Annotated in this window: 22 protein-coding genes; 10 read left to right on the top strand and 12 right to left on the bottom strand. The window is 69.7% G+C overall.

What is annotated here, in order from left to right; all coding sequences use genetic code 11:
- The first annotated feature begins 59 nt into the window (after positions 1-59).
- The gene (ypfJ, locus tag AC4FS1_RS11050; protein ID WP_491154983.1) at positions 60-935 is read left to right on the top strand and encodes a KPN_02809 family neutral zinc metallopeptidase; all 876 of its coding nucleotides are present in this window, start codon (positions 60-62) and stop codon (positions 933-935) included.
- Positions 932-1,909 (top strand): prolyl aminopeptidase, encoded by a 978-nt coding sequence (pip, locus tag AC4FS1_RS11045; RefSeq protein WP_491154981.1) that lies wholly within the window; start codon positions 932-934, stop codon positions 1,907-1,909. Before ypfJ ends, pip begins: the two co-directional genes overlap by 4 nt.
- Positions 1,910-1,942: 33 nt before the next feature.
- Here pip and AC4FS1_RS11040 read toward each other — a convergent pair whose 3' ends face one another.
- The 3 genes from AC4FS1_RS11040 to AC4FS1_RS11030 all read right to left on the bottom strand — a co-directional run bounded on the left by AC4FS1_RS11040 (position 1,943) and on the right by AC4FS1_RS11030 (position 5,196).
- A complete protein-coding gene (locus tag AC4FS1_RS11040) occupies positions 1,943-3,691 on the bottom strand; it encodes an aldehyde dehydrogenase family protein (RefSeq protein WP_491154979.1) in 1,749 nt (582 codons plus the stop codon).
- Positions 3,692-3,758: 67 nt separating this feature from the next.
- On the bottom strand, positions 3,759-4,016 hold the full coding sequence (locus AC4FS1_RS11035) for a glutaredoxin family protein (protein WP_491154977.1): 258 nt from the start codon (positions 4,014-4,016) through the stop codon (positions 3,759-3,761).
- A 19-nt stretch (positions 4,017-4,035) separates the two neighbouring features.
- Positions 4,036-5,196 carry a glycosyltransferase gene (locus AC4FS1_RS11030; RefSeq protein WP_491154976.1) on the bottom strand — a complete coding sequence of 387 codons (1,161 nt, stop codon included), beginning with the start codon at positions 5,194-5,196 and terminating at the stop codon, positions 4,036-4,038.
- 166 nt (positions 5,197-5,362) lie between these two features.
- On the opposite strand from AC4FS1_RS11030, the gene AC4FS1_RS11025 reads away from it, so the two are divergent.
- Both AC4FS1_RS11025 and AC4FS1_RS11020 read left to right on the top strand, forming a co-directional pair.
- Positions 5,363-5,689: an ArsR/SmtB family transcription factor gene (locus tag AC4FS1_RS11025; protein WP_491154974.1), complete on the top strand. Its 327-nt coding sequence runs from the start codon at positions 5,363-5,365 to the stop codon at positions 5,687-5,689.
- Positions 5,686-6,582, top strand: coding sequence for an SRPBCC family protein (locus AC4FS1_RS11020; protein WP_491154972.1), 897 nt, complete (start codon positions 5,686-5,688; stop codon positions 6,580-6,582). Before AC4FS1_RS11025 ends, AC4FS1_RS11020 begins: the two co-directional genes overlap by 4 nt.
- Here AC4FS1_RS11020 and AC4FS1_RS11015 read toward each other — a convergent pair.
- On the bottom strand, positions 6,572-7,681 hold the full coding sequence (locus tag AC4FS1_RS11015) for a polysaccharide deacetylase family protein (RefSeq protein ID WP_491154971.1): 1,110 nt from the start codon (positions 7,679-7,681) through the stop codon (positions 6,572-6,574). The two genes, AC4FS1_RS11020 and AC4FS1_RS11015, sit on opposite strands and share 11 nt — an antisense overlap.
- Before the next feature lie 260 nt (positions 7,682-7,941).
- Here AC4FS1_RS11015 and AC4FS1_RS11010 point away from each other — a divergent pair, with 260 nt between their 5' ends.
- Together AC4FS1_RS11010 and AC4FS1_RS11005 are read left to right on the top strand one after the other, a co-directional pair.
- A complete protein-coding gene (locus AC4FS1_RS11010; protein WP_491154970.1) occupies positions 7,942-8,427 on the top strand; it encodes a DUF2975 domain-containing protein in 486 nt (161 codons plus the stop codon).
- Complete coding sequence (locus AC4FS1_RS11005; protein WP_491154968.1) at positions 8,428-8,643, top strand: helix-turn-helix domain-containing protein; 216 nt, start codon at positions 8,428-8,430, stop codon at positions 8,641-8,643.
- Positions 8,644-8,685: 42 nt separating this feature from the next.
- Here the strand turns inward: AC4FS1_RS11005 and AC4FS1_RS11000 are convergent, their stop codons facing one another.
- Complete coding sequence (locus AC4FS1_RS11000) at positions 8,686-9,669, bottom strand: helix-turn-helix transcriptional regulator (RefSeq protein ID WP_491154966.1); 984 nt, start codon at positions 9,667-9,669, stop codon at positions 8,686-8,688.
- 102 nt (positions 9,670-9,771) lie between these two features.
- Here AC4FS1_RS11000 and AC4FS1_RS10995 point away from each other — a divergent pair, with 102 nt between their 5' ends.
- The 3 genes from AC4FS1_RS10995 to AC4FS1_RS10985 all read left to right on the top strand — a co-directional run bounded on the left by AC4FS1_RS10995 (position 9,772) and on the right by AC4FS1_RS10985 (position 12,076).
- On the top strand, positions 9,772-10,239 hold the full coding sequence (locus AC4FS1_RS10995; protein WP_491154964.1) for a VOC family protein: 468 nt from the start codon (positions 9,772-9,774) through the stop codon (positions 10,237-10,239).
- A 155-nt stretch (positions 10,240-10,394) separates the two neighbouring features.
- Positions 10,395-10,826, top strand: coding sequence for a YciI family protein (locus AC4FS1_RS10990; RefSeq protein ID WP_491154961.1), 432 nt, complete (start codon positions 10,395-10,397; stop codon positions 10,824-10,826).
- Positions 10,827-10,846: 20 nt separating this feature from the next.
- Positions 10,847-12,076, top strand: coding sequence for an RNA polymerase sigma factor (locus AC4FS1_RS10985; protein ID WP_491155706.1), 1,230 nt, complete (start codon positions 10,847-10,849; stop codon positions 12,074-12,076).
- An 80-nt stretch (positions 12,077-12,156) separates the two neighbouring features.
- On the opposite strand, the gene AC4FS1_RS10980 is transcribed toward AC4FS1_RS10985, so the two are convergent.
- A complete protein-coding gene (locus AC4FS1_RS10980; protein ID WP_491154959.1) occupies positions 12,157-12,546 on the bottom strand; it encodes a hypothetical protein in 390 nt (129 codons plus the stop codon).
- Positions 12,547-12,756: 210 nt separating this feature from the next.
- On the opposite strand from AC4FS1_RS10980, the gene AC4FS1_RS10975 reads away from it, so the two are divergent.
- Positions 12,757-13,047: a DUF4287 domain-containing protein gene (locus tag AC4FS1_RS10975; RefSeq protein WP_491154957.1), complete on the top strand. Its 291-nt coding sequence runs from the start codon at positions 12,757-12,759 to the stop codon at positions 13,045-13,047.
- Positions 13,048-13,066: 19 nt separating this feature from the next.
- Here AC4FS1_RS10975 and AC4FS1_RS10970 read toward each other — a convergent pair whose 3' ends face one another.
- The 6 genes from AC4FS1_RS10970 to AC4FS1_RS10945 form a co-directional block, all read right to left on the bottom strand.
- Positions 13,067-13,333: a hypothetical protein gene (locus tag AC4FS1_RS10970; RefSeq protein ID WP_491154956.1), complete on the bottom strand. Its 267-nt coding sequence runs from the start codon at positions 13,331-13,333 to the stop codon at positions 13,067-13,069.
- 97 nt (positions 13,334-13,430) lie between these two features.
- Positions 13,431-14,453: an NAD(P)-dependent oxidoreductase gene (locus tag AC4FS1_RS10965; protein WP_491154954.1), complete on the bottom strand. Its 1,023-nt coding sequence runs from the start codon at positions 14,451-14,453 to the stop codon at positions 13,431-13,433.
- Between the two features lie 10 nt (positions 14,454-14,463).
- The gene (locus AC4FS1_RS10960; protein WP_491154952.1) at positions 14,464-15,222 is read right to left on the bottom strand and encodes an aspartate/glutamate racemase family protein; all 759 of its coding nucleotides are present in this window, start codon (positions 15,220-15,222) and stop codon (positions 14,464-14,466) included.
- Positions 15,222-16,109 carry an arginase family protein gene (locus AC4FS1_RS10955; protein ID WP_491154950.1) on the bottom strand — a complete coding sequence of 296 codons (888 nt, stop codon included), beginning with the start codon at positions 16,107-16,109 and terminating at the stop codon, positions 15,222-15,224. The genes AC4FS1_RS10960 and AC4FS1_RS10955 overlap by 1 nt, the downstream gene beginning before the upstream one ends.
- Positions 16,106-17,734 carry an ATP-binding cassette domain-containing protein gene (locus AC4FS1_RS10950; RefSeq protein ID WP_491154948.1) on the bottom strand — a complete coding sequence of 543 codons (1,629 nt, stop codon included), beginning with the start codon at positions 17,732-17,734 and terminating at the stop codon, positions 16,106-16,108. Before AC4FS1_RS10950 ends, AC4FS1_RS10955 begins: the two co-directional genes overlap by 4 nt.
- Positions 17,731-18,726, bottom strand: coding sequence for a branched-chain amino acid ABC transporter permease (locus tag AC4FS1_RS10945; protein WP_491154946.1), 996 nt, complete (start codon positions 18,724-18,726; stop codon positions 17,731-17,733). Before AC4FS1_RS10945 ends, AC4FS1_RS10950 begins: the two co-directional genes overlap by 4 nt.
- Between the last annotated feature and the right edge of the window lie 2 nt (positions 18,727-18,728).

Here is an 18,728-nt window from a genome sequence, read left to right as displayed (position 1 = left end):
AGCATAGCGGCAGGGCCGGTGCGGCAGGAGGCGGTGCCGGCGGACGGTACCGTGAACAGGTGACCTTCAACGACGATGCCAAAGTCGGCGGTAACCGCGCGCGCCGGCGGGGCCGCGGAGCGGCGGTCGCCGGTGGTGGCGTCGCGGGCGTGGGCCTGATCGTCGTGCTGTTGCTGAACGCCTTCACCGGAGGTGATTTCTCCAGCCTGCTGGGCGGCGGGAGCGGCCAGGCGGCGCCGCTGGACGAGGGCACCGAGATCGCGAACTGCGAGACGGGCGAAGACGCCAACGCCCGCGACGACTGCCGCCTCGCGGCCGGGTCTCTCGCGCTCGACGAGTACTGGGCAGGCGAGGTCGAGGGGTACCGCGAACCGCAGCTCGTCATCGTCGACGGATCCACCTCGACGCAGTGCGGCACAGCATCCAACGCCACCGGGCCGTTCTACTGCCCGACGGAGGAGACCGTGTACGTCGACCCGACGTTCTTCGCGCTGATGCGCGAGCAGTTCGACGCCTCGGCAGGCAGCCTCGGCCAGTTGTACGTGCTCGCCCACGAGTACGGTCACCACGTGCAGGCCCTCACCGGCATCTTCGACCAGTACCCGTCCAACGGCAGCGGCCCCGACAGCAACGGAGTGCGCACCGAGCTGCAGGCCGACTGCTTCGCCGGCGCCTGGGTGGGGGAAATGACCGTCGCCGACGACGAGAGCGGCACGCCGTTCCTCGAGGCTCCCACGGCGGCCCAGATCTCCGACGCGCTCAACGCCGCCGCATCCGTCGGCGACGACCACATCCAGCAGGAATCCGGCGGCGTGGTCAACTCCGACACGTGGACCCACGGTTCCAGCGAACAACGGCAGCGCTGGTTCGACAGCGGCTACGACAGCGGACCGTCCGCGTGTGACACCTTCTCGATTGCGGGGTCGCAACTATGAGCGCATCGGCACACCTCGACGACATCCTCTATCCGGCGATCGAGCCGTACGAGACGGGGATGCTGCTGGTCGGCGACGGCCAGCGCGTGTACTACGAGCAGAGCGGCAACCCTGAGGGCAAGCCGGTCGTATACCTCCACGGCGGGCCCGGCGGCGGGACGAGCCCGTGGCAGCGACGCTTCTTCGACCCTGAGAAGTACCGCATCATCCTCTTCGATCAGCGCGGATGCGGTCGCTCGACCCCGCACGCGGGCAATCCGAACACCGACCTGCGTCACAACACGACGTGGCACCTCGTCGCGGACATGGAGCTGCTGCGCCGGAATCTCGGCATCCGCCAGTGGCAGGTCTTCGGCGGTTCGTGGGGCAGCTCCCTGGCGCTCGCTTATGCGCAGGCCCATCCGGATTCGGTGAGCGAACTCGTGCTGCGCGGCATCTTCACCCTTCGCCGTCACGAGCTCGAGTGGTTTTACGAGGGCGGAACATCGGTCTTGTTCCCCGATCTGTGGGAGGAGTTCCTCGCCCCGATCCCGGTGCTCGAGCGCTCACGCCTCATCGAGGCGTACCACCGTCGGCTGACCGATCCCGATCCTGCGGTGCACGGTCCTGCGGCGCTGGCGTGGACCCGGTGGGAGGCCGCGACCGTCACGCTCGTCCCCGACGAGGGGTTCCTCGCTCAGATGAGCGACCCCGAGGCGGCGACCGCTTTCGCCCGTATCGAGAATCACTACTTCGTCCACGGCGGATGGTTCCGGGAGGGTCAGCTCATCGAAGACGCCGGGCGCCTGCGGGGCATCCCGACCGTGATCGTGCAGGGCCGCTATGACGTCTGCACGCCGATGATGACGGCGTGGGACCTGCACCGCGCGCTGCCCGAGGCGGAGCTCGTGGTCGTTCCGGACGCGGGTCACTCCGCGACCGAGCCGGGGATCGCCCGCGCCCTGCGCGCGGCTTCGGACCGCTTCGCCGCCTGAGCTGCGCCGAAGCCTTCGCGCTGAGCGCTCGGGTCAGGCCCGGAGCGCCCTCATCAGCGCGACCGCGAGTCGGCTGAGCTTGCCCTCGGCCCGGAAGCGGGTGAGTCCCTCGCTGACGCTAGCGCCCGTGCGCGCGGTGACGAACCACGGCGGCTTGGGAAGCACGGTGAACCGGCCGCGTCGCCGGCCGAACCCGCCGAGCATCCGGGGGAAGGGACGGAACGGGCCCCGCAGCACCGAGCGTTCGACCCGGTCGAGAAGCAGGCCGTTGTGGACGACGCCGATTCCGCTGCCGACCGACTGGAGCGTGCCGCCCGGGAAGGCGCCCCACGAAAGCGTCGGCACCGTGAACGAGACCCCCGTCCAGGCGTTGATCGCGATTGCGCCGTAGCGGAGGTCGGCGACGCCCTGTTCGAACCCGGCGCCCAGGTCGGCCTCGGTCGCCGGGTCGATGAGGATGTTCGCGCCGAGTGTGCCGGTGAGTCGATCGTTCGCGTGCGCCACCGCAGCGTCGAGGAACTCCTGCCCCGATCCGGGCAGCGCCAGCACCCCGAGCACGGGAGCGAAGTACTCGGTGGTTTCGACAGCGTCGGCCGCAGCATCCCGGTCGACCTCCACGATCGCGCGCGTCCCGTCGTCTCCGTACCAGGTCGCTCCGGGGTAGGCCGCCCCGACAGCGGCCAGCTGCTCCTCGCTGCGCGGGTACCACACCGGCCGCGCGGGGGCGGCGGCGTACGCGCGCCGCAGTGCCGCGAGGAAGGCGCCGCGCTGCGGCCAGTCGGCGCTGATCAGCACCACCTGACCGGCGATGCAGTTGTGCCCGCTGTTCTGGAGGCGCATCGTGACGATGTGCTCGGCCTGATAGGCCAGATCGGCGGCGGTCCACTTCCCCGGGACCACGATGATCGGCGACACGCCGCCCAGCTCGGCCGTGATGGGCACGTTCAGGACCGGGTGGTTCGCCTCCCGCCGGGCCGCGGCATCCGGGCCCGTGCCCCACACGATCGCGTCGAAGGTGGCGGCGGATCCGGTGATGTGCACGTGCGAGAACGCCGGGTGCTGCGTCAGGTAGGCGCCCATCTCGCCGCCCCCACGGACGATCCGAAGGAACCCGGGCTCGATCAGCGGTGCGAGTGCGCGCTCGAAGACGGGGATGAGCGCATCCTGCGTGGGATTCACCTTCAGCAGCGACACCCGGTTCGCCGAGAGGAGTTCGTACAGGACGTCGAGCACCGGGATCGACGAGACGTTCCCCGCGCCGAGGACCAGTCCGACGCCGCCGGCTTCGGTGGGCCGGCGCTGGGCGAGCCCGGCCGAGACGATCGCCTCCGCCCGTGTCACGCCGGGCTCGAACCACACCTCGCCGGTGAAACCGGAGAGCACCAGACGGTCAAGGGCAGCGGCGGGGAGGACGGAGGCGCGGATGCGGCCGCCCGGAGCGCGGTCGAAGCGCGTGCGGGCGAGGGGGCTGAGGCTGGCGGCCAGGGCCTGGAGGGTCTGGCGTGCCGCATCGAGCGCGGCCAGGATCGTGTACGGGCCGGCCAGCCATTCCTCACCGGCGATCGGCGAGTCGGGCGCGACGCCCTTGGCGGAGCCGGCGATCGTCGCCCACTCCTCGGCGGCAGCGCTCACGGTGTCGCGGACTCGTTCCAACAGGCGCACGCGCTGGTCGAGGGTGAGGGTCGACCACAGGCGCGAGCCGGCGGTGAGGATCTCGAGGTCAGCGTCGATCGCGGCCTGCGCCGCATCGGGGAGGACGGGTGCGGGCAGATCGACGGTCACGACACTCTCCTTCGTGCGAGTCTCCAGCTTAGAACGGTGCGGACCGCCGCGACGGCCCGCATGCCGGTCAGACGAGCGCGAGTTCGCGGAGCTTGGCCGTCAGATCGGCGTCGGAGGGCTCGACGTGGTGGGACGCGTCCGGGTAGACCACCACGGGGATACTCGTGCGTCCGGAGATCTCGCGGGCCACATCGGCCGCGGCGGGATCGGTCTCGAGGTCGACATACTCATAGGCGACGCCGAGCCGGTCGAGCTGGGCCTTGGTGCGGCGGCAGTCCTTGCACCACGCGGCGCCGAACAGGGTCACGGATGCTGAGGACGTCATCCGTCCAGATTACGGCCCGTCAGGGGGTGATCGGTGCACGCGGCGAGGCCGCGAGCTCGTCCTCGGCCGGGACGGGCACAACCCGTGTCGCGGCCGTCTTCGGGGCCTGTTGCTTCTGAGGGCCGTACACGATCAGCGCGTGGAAGACGAAGCGCACGACGAAGGCTGCCACGAGAGTCATCCCCGCCGCCACGACGCTCGGGATGTGAGTGGCCTCGACGATGATCCACAGCACGGGGATGCGGATGACCGCCTCGAGGTTGTTGAACGTGAACGACTTGAGGAAGCGGTGGCGCATGAGCCCCGAATCGGCGCGCATGTCCGCGAAGACCAAGTACTCCAGCAGCAGGAAGTTGCTGATGATCGTCACCTCGCTGGCGATGATCGCGGCCCACAGGTACTCCATGCCCAGCGCGATGAGCGCCCACATGATGGCGAGGTTGGCCACGGCGCCGACCCCGCCGACGAGCGCGAACGCCGACATCCGCCCGAAGCGCAGCATGCTCAGCTGCGTGAGGAAGCGCACGCCCTGTGTGAAGGAGGCCTTGGATGCCCCGGCGTAGCGTTCGGCGAAGTCGAACGGCACCTCTGCGACGCGTAACTGACGGCGCGCGAGGATCTCGAGGAGGATCTTGAACCCGCGCGGTCGGAGCGAGTCGAGATCCACGGCTGCACGGCGGAGGAGGAAGAACCCGGTCATCGGGTCGGAGCATCCATGGAGCTTCCGGGGGAACATGGCTTTGGTGAGAAGCGTCGACAGGCGGGAGACGGTGGTCCGGACCGTGCCGGCGAGGCCCTTCGACGTGCCGCCGGAGATGTACCGCGAGGCCACCACGACGTCCACGTCTCCGCGAGCCGCCCGCGCGAGCAGCTGCGGGATGACCTCGGGGGGATGCTGCAGGTCGCCGTCCATGACGAGGCACCAGTCGGCCTGCGCCACCTGAATCCCTTCGAGGACCGCGCCGCCGAGGCCCCCCGTCGCCGTCTCCCGATGGATGAGGCGCACCGGCGCCTCGCTTTCGGCGGCGGCCGCGAGGATGATGTCGGGCGTGTCATCGGTGGAGTCGTCGACGAAGACGACCTCGTACGCGGAACTGTCCAGCGTCAGGGCAAGCCGGCGCAGCAGCTCCCGGACGTTCGGACCTTCGTTGAAGGTCGGAACGATGAGGGAGAGGTCCATGGGCGGCTCGCGATTTCGTCGGGCTGAGGACTTTCAGCCTAATGTCCGCACCTTGGCGCGAACCGGGGGATCCCGCAAGCGGTACGCCGCAATTCACCCCGCGTTCATCGCGGTGACGGGGAGGGCGGGATAGCGCTATATCATCACCGAGTGATATAAAGAGCGCGTGAATGCCTTCGAGATCCTCGGTGACCCGGTGCGTCGTCGCCTGGTGGAGCTGCTCAGCGAAGGGGAGAGATCAGCCGGCGACCTGTCCGATAGCGCGCGCGAGATGTTCGGGATCTCTCAGCCGGCGGTGTCCAATCAACTGCGTATCCTCCGTGAGCACGGCTTCGCGGTGGCCGAACCCCGCGGTGCCCGCCGCATCTACACGCTCGTGCCAGGGGCCCTCGCAGAAGTCGACGAGTGGATGGCACGGTACGGGCGGTTCTGGATGCAGCGGCTGGATGCGTTGCAGACGGAGATCTCTCGTGGAACGAAGGAGAAGCGATGACCGAACAACCGAGCGTGCGTCGGTCGCGCACGGGCGCCGACGACCCCGACCTCACCCTCCAGCGCCGGTTCGCCGTCGAGCCGGCGGTGGTCTGGGCGGCTCTCACCGACCCTCAGCGGGCGAGCCGGTGGCTCGGACCTATCAGCGGAGCGCCCCGCGCCGTCGGCGACGAGTTCGACGTGCAGATTGCGCCGGCGCGGGTCGCGCATGCGCGGGTGGAGTCGTGCCGCGCGCCTCACGACGTCGCCTTCGCGTGGGTGGTGGCAGGCGAACCGCGTTCGCGGGTGGTCGCTACAGTGCGGGGGGAGGGGGAGGGGTCGATTCTCACCCTCCGCCACTTCCGTCTCGGCGCCGACGTCTTCGCCGAGGACGGCTCCGCGTGGGAGAACGCGATCGGGCAGCTGGCCGCCGCTCTCGGGGAGGCCGCCGAACCGCTGAACCCCGAAGTCTGGTCGCGGCTCAGCATCTCCGGTCTCCGGGTTGTGCGCGAGCTTTCGGCCGAGCCGTCGCGGGTGTGGAAGGCATTCACCACCGCGGAGGGGCTCAGGACGTGGTGGTGGACGCACTGGCAGGGCGTGGAGATCGTCGCCGACACCCACCCGGGCGGGGGCTACCGAATCCGGGCGCCGCACCAGGGCATCGTCGTGGAGGGGTCCTACCTCGACGTGGAACCGTACCGGCACCTGTCCTTTACCTGGTGTTGGACGGATGCGGACGGCTCGAGCGCGGATGAGGCATGCGACGTCACGTTCGAGCCGATCACCGGAGGCACCCGTCTCGTCGTCACGCACACCGGACCCTGGACCGGCGGAGAGGCGGAGTCGTATCGGCAGGGGTGGGACTTCACCTTGCAGGTGCTCGAGCGGGTGCTCGCACCGGCGGCTACCCGATGAGGCCGGCCAGCGCGTCCACACCCATGCCGTAGGTGATGCGGATGCAGGGCAGGGCGAGCTTGTCCGTTCCGACACGCACGTAACCCTGCTCGGTCGTGCGCGCCAGCTCGAAACCCGCCTGGGTGACACCGCGTCTGGCTTCGTCGCTGTCATGCCCGAAGGGGTAGGCGACCACTTCCTTGGCCCCGAGGATCATCGCGGACTGTGCGAGATCGGCGGCGATCACGTCAGCGGGGTCGTTGACCATGCGCCCCTGGCCGTTCACCCCCGCGCGGTGCATGTCGTGGGTGTGCGAGCGCTGCAGCACGAACGGGTTCGGCGCGGGGTCGGTGCGCGCCGACGTGATCACGAACGATGTCGTGAGCAGGCCGCGGCCGTGCACGAGAGGTGCGGCCAGCTCCAGCCAGGATGAGTCCGCATCATCGTCGGTGATGATCACAGAGCGCTTCGGAAGGAACAGCGCCCCGTCGATGAAGGCACTGAGCTCATCCCACGTCGGCAGGTAGAACTCGTTGCCCGCGATGTAGGCCATGTGCGCGTCGAAGTCGCCGATGTACGCGTAGTTCAGGCGCAGCCAGCCCGTCTCGCCTTCGGGCTTGGTGGTGAACTGGTGGTACATGAGGATCGGGACGCCGGCGTCCTCGGCGGCGTTGTCCTCCGGGGTCTTCCAGGCTCCGTGGAGGGTGACCTGCCGCTCCGTGCACGTCACCAGGTCGGCACCGTTGAGGCGTCCGGCCACGGCGAAGGTTGCCGCATCCGCCTCTCGGGAGTACCAGCCGGCGAACACGCGCCCGTCCTGCCGGGGGATGGGGAGCGCGGAGTAGAGGGCGCCCTGCGTCTGGAGTTGAGGCTGGACGGTTATCCCGTCGCCGAGGAACGTCACCACGCAGGCGGCGGGGTCGGTCGCGGTGGCCAGCAGCGCCGCCGCGGGAGTGAGCGGGGGAGGCGTCGGCGTCGGGGCGGGCGCGGGGGTGCGTGAGACGGAAGGGGACGGCAGGGTGCCCGCGGCATCGGGGCCCGTCACCGCGCGCGCGACAGCGAAGGTTGCTACCGCGCCGGCGACGGCCACCACCAGTAATCCGGCGAAGATGCCCAGCACGCGCCGCCCCGCGCCCGCCCGCCGCGGGCGTCTCCGTCGGACGCGTGGATCGCGCTGGGCTGACATTCTTCCCCCTGGCAGCGACGCGGCCCCTCGCAGGGCGCTACCAGGCCGCAGCCTAGCGGGACCGAATGACATCCGCGCCCAGGCGTGTGCGCGCCCTTCGCGAGCGCTGCCCTCACGGGCGGGCCATATCGAATACCTAGCGATATCTATCGATAAACGATAGATTAAGGCCGTCCGTCCCGATCGGAGGCGCCATGGGCACCATCACCATCGTCCTGCTGCGCATCGTCATCGCGCTCTCGCTGGCCGGTTCGCTGGTCGTGCAAACGGTGATCGTGCCGCTGGTGTGGGCCGACCTCGCGAGCGAGCCGCTGTGGGGACGCATCACGTTCGTGACCTTGGCCGTCCTCGGCATCCTCACGATGCAGGTCTTCGCGGTCTGCGTGTGGCGCCTGCTGACCCTGGTGCGGCGGGGGGCGGTCTTCTCGGATGCGGCGTTCCGCTACGTCGACGTCGTCATCGGTGCCATCGGCGCCGCGTCCGCGGTGACCTTCATCCTCGCGGTCGTGCTGGCCCCCGGAGGCACGGCCCCCGGCGTCGTGGGGCTGATCTGCGGTGCCGCGCTCGTGCTGGCCGGAATGGCGCTGCTGGTGGTGGTCATGCGCCGCCTTCTCGCGCAGGCGATCGAGCGGGAGAAGGAAGCCCGGGCGTTGCGCTCGGAGTTGGACGAGGTGATCTGAGTGCCGCTCATCGTCGACATCGACGTCATGATGGCGCGTCGCAAGATGAGCGTGGGGGCGCTCGCCGAGCGCGTCGGGATCACGCCCGCGAATCTGGCGGTGCTCAAGAACGGGCGCGCCAAAGCCGTGCGGTTCACCACGCTCGACGCGTTGTGCGAGGCCCTTCAGTGCCAGCCTGGTGACCTCCTGCGGTGGGAGCCGGCCGACGGCGAGTAGGCGCCCGCGCCCGGCGCCGCGTCCTTCGGCTGGTGAGTGCGGTCACCTGCCGGCGCTCCGGGTGTTGCGACAGGCGAGCTCTGCGAAAGCGTCGGTGAGCTCGGGCGGCCCGACGACGTCCACGTCGGTGTCGAAGCGGTTGAGGGAGGCGGCCAGGGCGACCCACGACCAGGAGCCGGCCTCGAGACTGCAGCGGTCTGGTCCGAGATCTTCGACGATGCCGTCACCGGCGAAGGGACGTACGTCGCGGGCGGGGCGATGGAGGATGACCTTCCCCGAGCAAGGCCACCGGTCGACGCCTTCGGAGCCCTTGAAGCGCGCCGACACGTAGGCGGCCGGGTCGCCCCCCGGCACCTCCCGTGGCGGAAAGCGGGGGCCGGTCGGAACCCGCGGGCTCACCCGGTCTGCGCGGAAGATGCGCCATTGCGCCCTGTCCAGGTCCCACGCGACGAGATACCACCGGCCGGCGGAGGTCAGGAGATGGTGCGGCTCGACCCTTCGTGGGGCACCCAGGTCTTCGCCGGCGGCGGGGAGCCGGGCCGTGTAATCGAACCGCAGGACCTCGTGCGCGCGAATCGCCGCCGAGATCGCGAGAAGCACGTCCGACGGCACCGTATCCGTCGCGGCGCGGGGGCCGCCGGCAGGCATCGTGGTGAATTCGAGCGCGTCCATGCGGTGGCGCAATCGGGAGGGCATGACCTGACGCACGGTGGTGAGGGCGCGCAGTGCGGCTTCCTCGATTCCCACTCCCGTGACGGTCGCGGCCTGCAGGGCGACGGCCAACGCGAGAACCTGGTCGTCATCGAAGAGGAGCGGAGGGAGTTCGCTGCCGGCGTCCAAGCGGTAACCGCCGTCGGGTCCCATCGTCGCGCGGATGCGGTAGCCCATGTCGCGGAGCCGGTCGACGTCCCGACGGACGGTCCGGTGACTGATGCCGAGCCGATCCGCCAGCACCGAGCCCGGCCAGTCACGCCGGGTCTGCAGGAGCGACAGGAGTTCCAGAAGGCGAGAGGTGGGGGTGGTCACGCCGTCGATGCTAATCCGGGTATAGGACCGAATCTGTCCTATACCGCTGGAAGGCTGAGAGATGTCGGGGGAGTCCCGGCGACCTTCACCTCAGGAGCAGATATGAGCATCCAGACCACCACCCACCTCAACTTCCGTGGCGACGCCCGGCCGGCTCTGGAGTTCTACCACTCCGTCTTCGGCGGCGACCTCACGATTGCGACGTACGGCGACTTCGGCATGCCCCAGGATGCTCCCGGCGCCGATCGCGTCGTGTTCGGCCAGGTGACGAGCGAGACCGGCTTCCGCGTGATGGCGTACGACATCCCCGGCGCTGCCGGGGGCGCGGCGACCGGCGCGGGCTCCACCCGCCGGGAGAACGGGGTCACCCTCACCGATCAGCCGTTCTTCGTCTCCGTACGCGGCGAGAGCCTCGATGAGGTGCAGCAAGCCTGGGACAAGCTGTCCGCCGGCTCCTCGGTCGTCGAGCCCCTGGCAGCCTCGGCCTGGAGCCCCGGCTTCGGCATGCTCACCGACCGCTTCGGGGTGACCTGGATCCTCGACGTGGCCGCGGCGTACGCCTCCGCCTAGCCGACCGTCGGGCCGCGGTGCGGGGCATCCGAAATCCCCGCACCCGCGGCATCCCGATCCTTCGTGGTTTTCGTCGCCGACGTCGATTTCGCTCGGCGCCGTTCGACGCGATAGTAGAGGGGCCGAATGGAGGCCCTGCGACGAAGGAGAATCTCATGGCCAAGTACATGCTCATCATGCGCAACAGCGGGTCGGTCCAGAACTACGAAGACATGGACTTCGAGGCGGTCCTCAACGCCATGGGCGCCTACAACGAGTCGATGATCAAAGCGGGCATCCTCCTCGGGGGCGAGGGGCTCTCGGATGCCGCGGAGGGCTCTGTCGTGGAGTTCACGGGCGAGGCTCCGGTCGTCTCCGACGGCCCCTACGGCGAGACTCACGAGCTGTTCAACGGCTTCTGGATCATCCAGACCGCCTCAAAGGAGGAGGCCGTCGAGTGGGCGAGCCGCGCACCCCTCGGCCCCGGTAACAAGATCGAGGTGCGCCGCGTCACCGACGAGTCGGACTTCGCGGACTACTCCGACAACGAGTACGTCCAGAAGGAGAAGGGGTGGCGCGCGCAGGAGGAGGCGGCCGCCCAGAAGTGACGAGCCGCTCGGAGGCGAAGATGGGCGACGACATCCGCCGCACGGTCGAGGGCGTCTGGCGCATCGAGAGCGCGCGCATCGTCGCGACGCTCGCGAAGGTCACCGGCGATATCGGCCTTGCGGAGGATCTCGCCCAGGAGGCGCTCGTCGAAGCTCTGGAGAAATGGCCGGAAACGGGCGTGCCGCGCAATGCCGGCGCCTGGTTGACGATGGTCGCGAAGCGGCGCGCCATCGATTTCTGGCGCCGCCGGACGGTACTCGACGAGCGTCACCGTGCCCTCGCCTTCGATCTCGAGGAGGTCGCGGATGAGGCGTGGGAGCCGATCGACGACGACGTGCTGCGCCTCGTGTTCATCGCGTGTCATCCCGTGCTCGCACGCGAGTCGCAGATCGCTCTGACTCTGCGCGTCGTCGGCGGTCTGTCGACGCAGGAGATCGCGCGGATGCTGCTCGTGCCGGTGCCGACCGTGCAGGCACGGATCACGCGAGCGAAGAAGACGCTGGCCGCTGCTCACGCACCGTTCGAGACGCCGGAGCCGAGTGAGTGGGCGGGGCGGCTCGCGGCGGTGCTCGGCGTCGTGTATCTGATGTTCACCGAGGGGTACGCCGCGACCGCCGGTGATCGATGGATCCGACCCGACCTGGCCTACGAAGCGCTGCGGCTCGGTCGGGTGCTGGCCGGGCTCGCACCGCGCGAGCCCGAGGTACACGGACTCGTCGCACTCATGGAGTTCCAAGCATCCCGGTTCGTCGCCCGCATCGCTCCCGACGGGGCGCCCATCCTTCTCGCGGATCAGGATCGCACGCGGTGGGATCGCGGGCAGATCGTGCGCGGAAGGGCGGCGCTCGACCGTGCGGATGCTGTCGGCCACGGGCGCGGGCCGTACGCTCTGCAGGCGGCGATCGCCCAGTGCCACGCGACCGCGCCGAGCGTGGAGGACACGGACTGGGAGCGCATCGTGCTGCTCTACGAGGCGCTCGGGCGTCTTGCTCCGAGTCCGGTCGTCGAGCTCAATCGTGCGGTGGCTGTCTCGATGGCCGCGGGTCCGGGCGCGGCGCTCGCGATCGTCGACGCAGTCGCGGAGTCGGCGGCGCTGCGCGGTTCGCACCTTCTCCCGAGCGTGCGGGGCGAGCTGCTCATCCGGCTGGGGCGCACCGACGAGGCGCGCTCCGAGTTCCTCACCGCGGCGCATCTGGCCGCCAACACCCCGCAGAGCGCCGTGCTGCGCGCCAAGGCCGCGGCCCTGTGACGTGCATTCGGCCGGAGCAGCGGCGCTTCCACGCTCGCCGCCCCGGCCGATGATGCGGTGAGGGGGGTGCCCGGTGCGGGCTACCGAGCCGCGTTCGCCTTGAAGAACGCGTTCGAGGCGGGGAGATACATCAGGATCGTCGCGACGACGACCGCGACCAGACCCGCCCACTGAGGCCAGGCGTTCGTGGCTGCCCCGCTGACAACACCGCCGATCTGGAGCACGGCGAGGACCGTGAGCACGATACGCGCCCAGTTCCGGCCGGCGCGCATCTTGAAGAGCACGATCAGCTCGGCCAGCGCGATCACGAGGGCGATGGCGGCCACGAAGATCGCCTCGATCCCGGCCGCATCGACGACGAGGAACAGGAGGACGGCACCGATGATGCCGAGCAGCACGGTGATAAGCCAGAGAACAAATGCCACGGTGACGGTGGTGGGCGGAGTCGTGGCGGAATTGGTGTTGGTCATGAGCAAGCATCCTTTGGTTTCATCTGGGGGGCAAAACCCTTAGAGGCTAGCGTGCGGGCGCTACTCGACGGGTCGAAAGTGCACCGTTCGCAACAGACGTGCTTCGCCTCGCCCACCGTGCGGGCAGGAGCCGCTGCCCGTGAGGGAGCCGGCCTGGCACGCGGCGATGCGGCGCCGTAGGCTGCGAAAACCGACGGAACAGGAGCCCCCGTGTCCTTCCAGGCGTACCTCGACAACATCGAAACCAAGACCGGCCTGACGCCGCGGCAGTTCATCGAGCTGGCCGAGCAGCGCGGCTTCGGCACCGACACGAAAGCCGGTCCGATTCTGCAGTGGCTCAAGGACGACTACGACCTCGGGCGTGGTCACGGTATGGCGCTCGTCCATGTCATCACCAAGGGCGACCGGATCGATGCGAAGCACGTCGGATCAGGTGGCACGCACAGCGACCCGAACGATCGGCTCTGGCTCGACGGTCAGGCGTCCCGGCCGAACGAATGACCGCCGCCTGCGGGTGACGTCAGAGGGTGTAGCTGATGCTGAAGAGCCACTTCCGCGCGGCGCCGCCGTAGAGGCACCCCTCGCCGCCGTAGATCTTGCCGCCCTTGCGGATGATGTGCGCGCGCCACGTGTTCTGGACGTACTGGCAATCCGCCTTCGTTGCCATTCCGTCGATCGCGACCCGATGAGAGGTGGCGGCCACCGCGGGCGTCGCGGTGACGACCGTCCCTGCCGTGAGGGTGGCGGCGGCGACGACGCCGGCAGCGAAACGGGTCTTCCAACGCATGACAACTCCCTTGTCCGAAACACGTACATGCTGAGCTTGGCATGAAGGACATCGGGGCTTCAAATTCCGTTCTCCCGCCGGCATAGCCCCCGCGAGGTCAGTACTGCTCGTCGAGGTCGACGGCGCCTGCCGGCGCGCGCCCGGCGATCATGTCGGCGAGGTTCTCCAGGCCGCGGTCGAGCATGCGGTCCCGTGCGAAGAAGACATTCGAGGCCTGGTCCCCCGACACGATGACGTCCTCCCGGAGGTGGAGCCCGAGTCGCGATGGCGAGCCGAAGTGCTGGTCGGGCGGCATCGCGTCTTCGTAGTCCCACCACACGTCCGAGGCGAAGGTACTCACGCGGGCCTCCTCGAGCGCGTCGAGCATCGCATCCTCCACCACGATGTCGCCGCGCGCGATGTTCACCACGATCGCTCCCGGCCGGAGAGCCCGCAGCGCGGCATCGTCGATGAGACCACGCGTGCGGGAGGTGGAGGGCACGGCGATCACGACGACATCCGCCTGGGCGAGCGCCTCATGCAGTTCGTGCTCCCCGTACATGCGGTCGATGTCCGGATGTGGAACCGTGCCGTTGCGACGCACGCCGACGACCGTCGCGTCGAAGGCCTTCGCGACGCGGGCGACCCGGGCGCCGATGCTGCCCACGCCCAGGACGACGATCGTAGAGCCCGACAGAGTGCGGCCCACCCCCTCGGGGCGCCAATAGGGGACGTGTCGTCCGGCGACATGCTGGCCGTGCTTCCACACGACCTTCTTCACCGCCGCGAGAACGAGCGCCCACGCGTGCTCGGCGATGGCCGCCTGATGGGCTTCCGGCACGTTCGCCAGCGTGATCCCCCGCGCGCGGAAATCGTCGAAGGGGAGGCGGTCGCATCCGGAGTGCAGCCAGGACACGTGGGCGAGCTGCGGTGCGGCGCGCACGACCTCGTGCGGGAGCACCCAGGTGATCACGGCGTCCGCGTCGCGCATCGCGTCGATGTACGCGGCGCGGTCCGCCCCGTAGGGGAACGCGACCACATCGTGACCCGGGAGGGTGACGACCTCGGTTCCGATCGGGAGGGCCTGCCGTACCCGATCGACTTCTGCGGGGCTCGCGTGCCAGCCGGCAACGACCTTCATGGTGATCTCCTCAGACGTGTCCGAAATACGGGGCGCGGGCGGTGGTGGTCAGCAGGGTCTCTGCGAGGGTGGCGAAGTCGTACACCGACACGGCGGGAAATCGCTCCTGAACGGCCGCGGCGTAGGCCGGGAGGGCTGCGCACTCGAGGAGGATCGCGGTGATGCCCGGATGCTCCCGCAGGAGGTCCTCCGCTGCGGTCACGACTTCGTCGCGGATGGCGTCGGCGTCCAGTTCGTCGTCCAGGTCGAACATCGTGCGGGCGAACGCCGGCGCCGACTCGAGCCCGCGGATGGCCACGCGCGCGCCGAGGCCGGGGAACACCCCTTCGACGAAGGATGCGTCCAGCACGCGCCCGTCGGCGGTGATGATGCCGATCGTCGTCCCCGGCGGAGCGATCGCGGCGACCATCGGCAGCTGGAGGAGGCTCGACATGCCGACCGGCAGGGGAGCGACCGCCGCGGCCACCCCCCGCTGATAACGGACCATGAAGCCGCAGTTGCTCGTGATCGCCCGCACCCCTTGGGACGCGAGCTCGCGCGCGGCCTCGACCACGCGGTCTTCGAAGACGCCGTCGGCGTCGGCGAGGATCGCGGGGACGGTCAGTCCTGGCACTGCTCGGAAGGTCGCAGGGCGTGAGTAGGTGGCCGCATTGCCCATGTCACCGGGAACGAACGGTGAGTCGAAGTCGAGCATGACGACTCCGATCTCCGCACCGTAGGCGAGAGTTCCGCGACGGCGGCGATGAACGCCGGTGTCGCCGCGGAGCATCAGGCCGCCACGGCGCCGAAGACGGCGAAGTAGTAGCAGAGGTACGCCGCGAGGTTCGAGGTGAGGTCGTTGTGGTCGGTCATCGGGTTGACCTCGGTGACCGCGAAGGCGTCGCAGTGCGGCGCGAGCACCTTGACGAGCTCGATGGCGTCACGGGACGTGATCCCGCCCGGTTCGTGGGCCCCGGCGCCGGGTGCGTGCGCCGGGTCGATCGTGTCGATGTCGAAGCTGAAGAACACGTGGTCGGCCCCCTCGATCCGCTCGAGGATCCGCTCCGAGGCCCAGCGCCAGCCCTTCTCGATGGTCTCGAGGGAGGAGATCTGGGGGAGGCCGGACTCCTGGATGAAGCGCAAGGACGTCGGGTAGTTGAAGTGGCGCGGGCCGAGCTGGATGCTGTGCTGGATGCTGACGCGGTCGAGTTCGATCGCGCGACGCATGCCGCTGGAGTGGCTGAACCGGCCCTGGCGTGCGCTTTCGTCCATGAGGTCGAGGTGGGCATCGAAGTGCACGATGGCCACCGTCCCCTCGACGGCGTCGTGCAGGCCCCGGGCACCGGCCAGGAGGAGCGAATCGTCGCCACCGAGCAGGATGGGAACGTTGCCGCGACGGACGACGTCCGAGACACCCTCGGCCGCCGCGTCGAGCGTCGCGTGCAGATCGTGCGGCACGACCGCCACGTCGCCGGCATCCCGCAGGAGGTCGGCACCCGCGGGGAGAAGCCCGCCGGTGTCGAGGCTGAACACCTGTCCGCCTTCTGAGCGCATCGTCATCCACGCGAGGGATTCGCGGATTCGGGCGGGGGCATGCCGCGAACCCGGCCAGCCGAGAGTAGCGGCGCCGTCGAAGGGTGCGCCGACGAGCTCGAAGGTGCGGGTCGTGGGGGTCATCGGGTCTCCTCTGAAGCGGGGGTTTCGGCGGGTTCGTCGGGGTCGGTGTCTTCGATGCGGGTGCGAAGAGCGCCCAGGTACAGCTCGATGACGCGCTCGTCGTGCAGCAGGTCGTGTCCCGTGCCGGTGAGGGCGACGCTTCCCTGCTCCAGCACGTAGCCGCGGTGGCTGATCGCGAGGCAGTCCCGCGCGTTCTGCTCCACGATGAGGATCGCGACACCCGACTCGGCGGTGGCGGCGATCGTCTCGAAGGCGCTGGCCTGTGCCATCGGCGACAGTCCGGCGGATGGCTCGTCGAGGAGCAAGAGGCGCGGCGCCGGCATGAGTGCCCGAGCCATCGCGACGGCCTGCCTCTGCCCTCCGGAGAGCGAACCCGCCCGGGCATCGAGACGGTTGCGGAGGTCGGGGAAGAGCGAAAGGACGCGCTCGACTGCCTCCTTGTCGCGCACGCGGCCATACTCGCCCATCCGCAGGTTCTCCGCCACTGTCAGGGAGGGGAAGACGTTGCGGGACTGCGGCACGTAACCGACTCCCGATCGCACGCGGCGGTGCACGGTGTCGCGTGTCACGTCGGCGCCGTCGACGGCGACGGTTCCGCTGCTGACGGGGACGATCCCGGCGACGGCCTTGAGCAGCGTGGACTTGCCCGCGCCGTTGGCGCCGATGATGGCGGCGATCTCGCCCCTGCGGACGCGCGCGTCGATGTCGCTCACGATCGGGCGACCCGGCTGATAGCCGGCCGTGAGCCCCGAGACCTCGAGAACGACGTCGGGGGCGCCGCCATCGGCGGCCGGCGCGGCGGTCCGCGGTGCCGTGGATGCCGGCTTGCCGACGCCGAGATAGGCGTCGACGACGGCCGGGTCAGCGGCGACCTCGGCGGGGGTGCCCTCGGAGATCCGCCGTCCGGTGGCCAGGCACACCACGTGATCGCTGAGGCTCATCACCGCATCCATGTCGTGTTCCACGAACAGGAGGGTGAGGCCCTCGTCGCGCAGCGAGATGAGGTGTTCCATCACCTTCTCGCGCAGCGCGGGGTTCACCCCGGCGAGCGGCTCGTCCAGGAGCAGGGCCCGCGGCCGGGCCATCAGTGAGCGGGCGACCTCGAGAAGGCGGCGCTGGCCACCGCTGAGGCTCTCCGCATCCTCGTGTGCCTTGTCGACGAGGCGGAAACGCTCGAGCAGAGCCATGGCCCGCTCGATCTCGTCGCGTTCACGGCGGCGCCACCCGGGGTGCCACGCGGCGCGGAGGAGGCTCTCGCCCGGCTGCGCGGGGGCGGCCAGCAACATGTTCTGCAGGATGGTCTCGCCGGACACGATGCGGGTGGCCTGGAAGGTGCGAAGCACGCCGAGACGTGCGATGGCATGCGCGGGGCGGCCGGTGAGCGTCTCGCCCTCGAACGACCACTCACCCGCGTCTGCGGCTTCGAAGCCGGTGAGGATGTTGAACAGCGTCGACTTGCCGGCGCCGTTCGGGCCGATGAGGGCGGTGAGGCGGCCGCGGGGCACCCGGATCTCGTCGACATCCACCGCGGCGACACCCCCGAAGGCGCGCCGGACGCCGCGGATGTGCAGAGCGGTGTCCTCCAGCGCGATCGGGCTGGACGCCGTCGATGTCGGCAGGCTCATGCGGTCACCTCCGTCCGGCGTCGGCGGGGAAGCCGGGGGAGGAGGCCCTGGGGGCGGAAGACGATCACGAGCACCAGGCCCAATCCGACGAGGATGTACCGGGCCGCTCCCGCCTGGTCTTGGCCGAACCATCCACCGCTCGCGGTGGAGGCGTCGGCGATCCCGCGCAGCACGCCGTCGGTGACCGACAGGAGCACCCAGAACAGCACCGCACCGACGATGGGCGCGACGATGCGGCCGGCGCCGCCGAGGATCACGATCGCGTAGAGCATGAAGGTGATCGATGTGCCGAAGTTGTCGGGGTTGACGTTCTGCTGGTCCACGACCAGGACGCTTCCGGCCAGTGCGGCGCAGATGCCGCCGATCACCATGACCTGCACCTTGATGGTGAACGTGTTCTTGCCCAGCGCCCGCGCGAGGTCTTCGTCCTGGCGGACGGCGACGACCGCGCGCCCCCAGGGGCTGCGGACGATCGCCGCGATGACGATGGCGACGACCGCGACGACGATCCAGGCGACGAGGATCAGCCACAGGGTCCGTCCCGGCACGATGACCGGACCGATGGCGAAGCTCTGCGTCCCGAAGGGGCTCGCGGCATAGAAGTCGTTCGCGAAGCGCTGCAACCCGTTCACACCGCCGGTCGTGGGGCGAGCCCAGGATGACCGGAGGAGCAGGCGCAGGATCTCTGCCGAGGCCAGCGTCGTCATCGCGAGGTAGTCCGCGCGGAGTCGGACGGTAGGGAGAGCCACGAGAAGGGAGAAGACCGCCGCGGCGCCCGCGCCCACGAGCAGCCCCGCCCACAGGGGACCCCCACTGACCACGACGATCGCGAGGCCGTACGCGCCGGCGGCCATGGTGCCGGCGAACCCGAGATTGACCAGGCCGGCGTAGCCGAACTGGAGGTTGAGGCCGATCGCCCCGAGCGCGTACGCCGCAGCGGTCGGACTGATCGCCGCGCGCATGGCGTCGATGAAGAGAGTCGATGCATCCATGG

The sequence above is a fragment of the Microbacterium sp. Z12_35 genome (genome assembly GCF_058310475.1).
The sequence above is the reverse complement of the archived record's forward strand: the minus strand, read 5'-3'. Positions and strand labels throughout refer to the sequence as shown.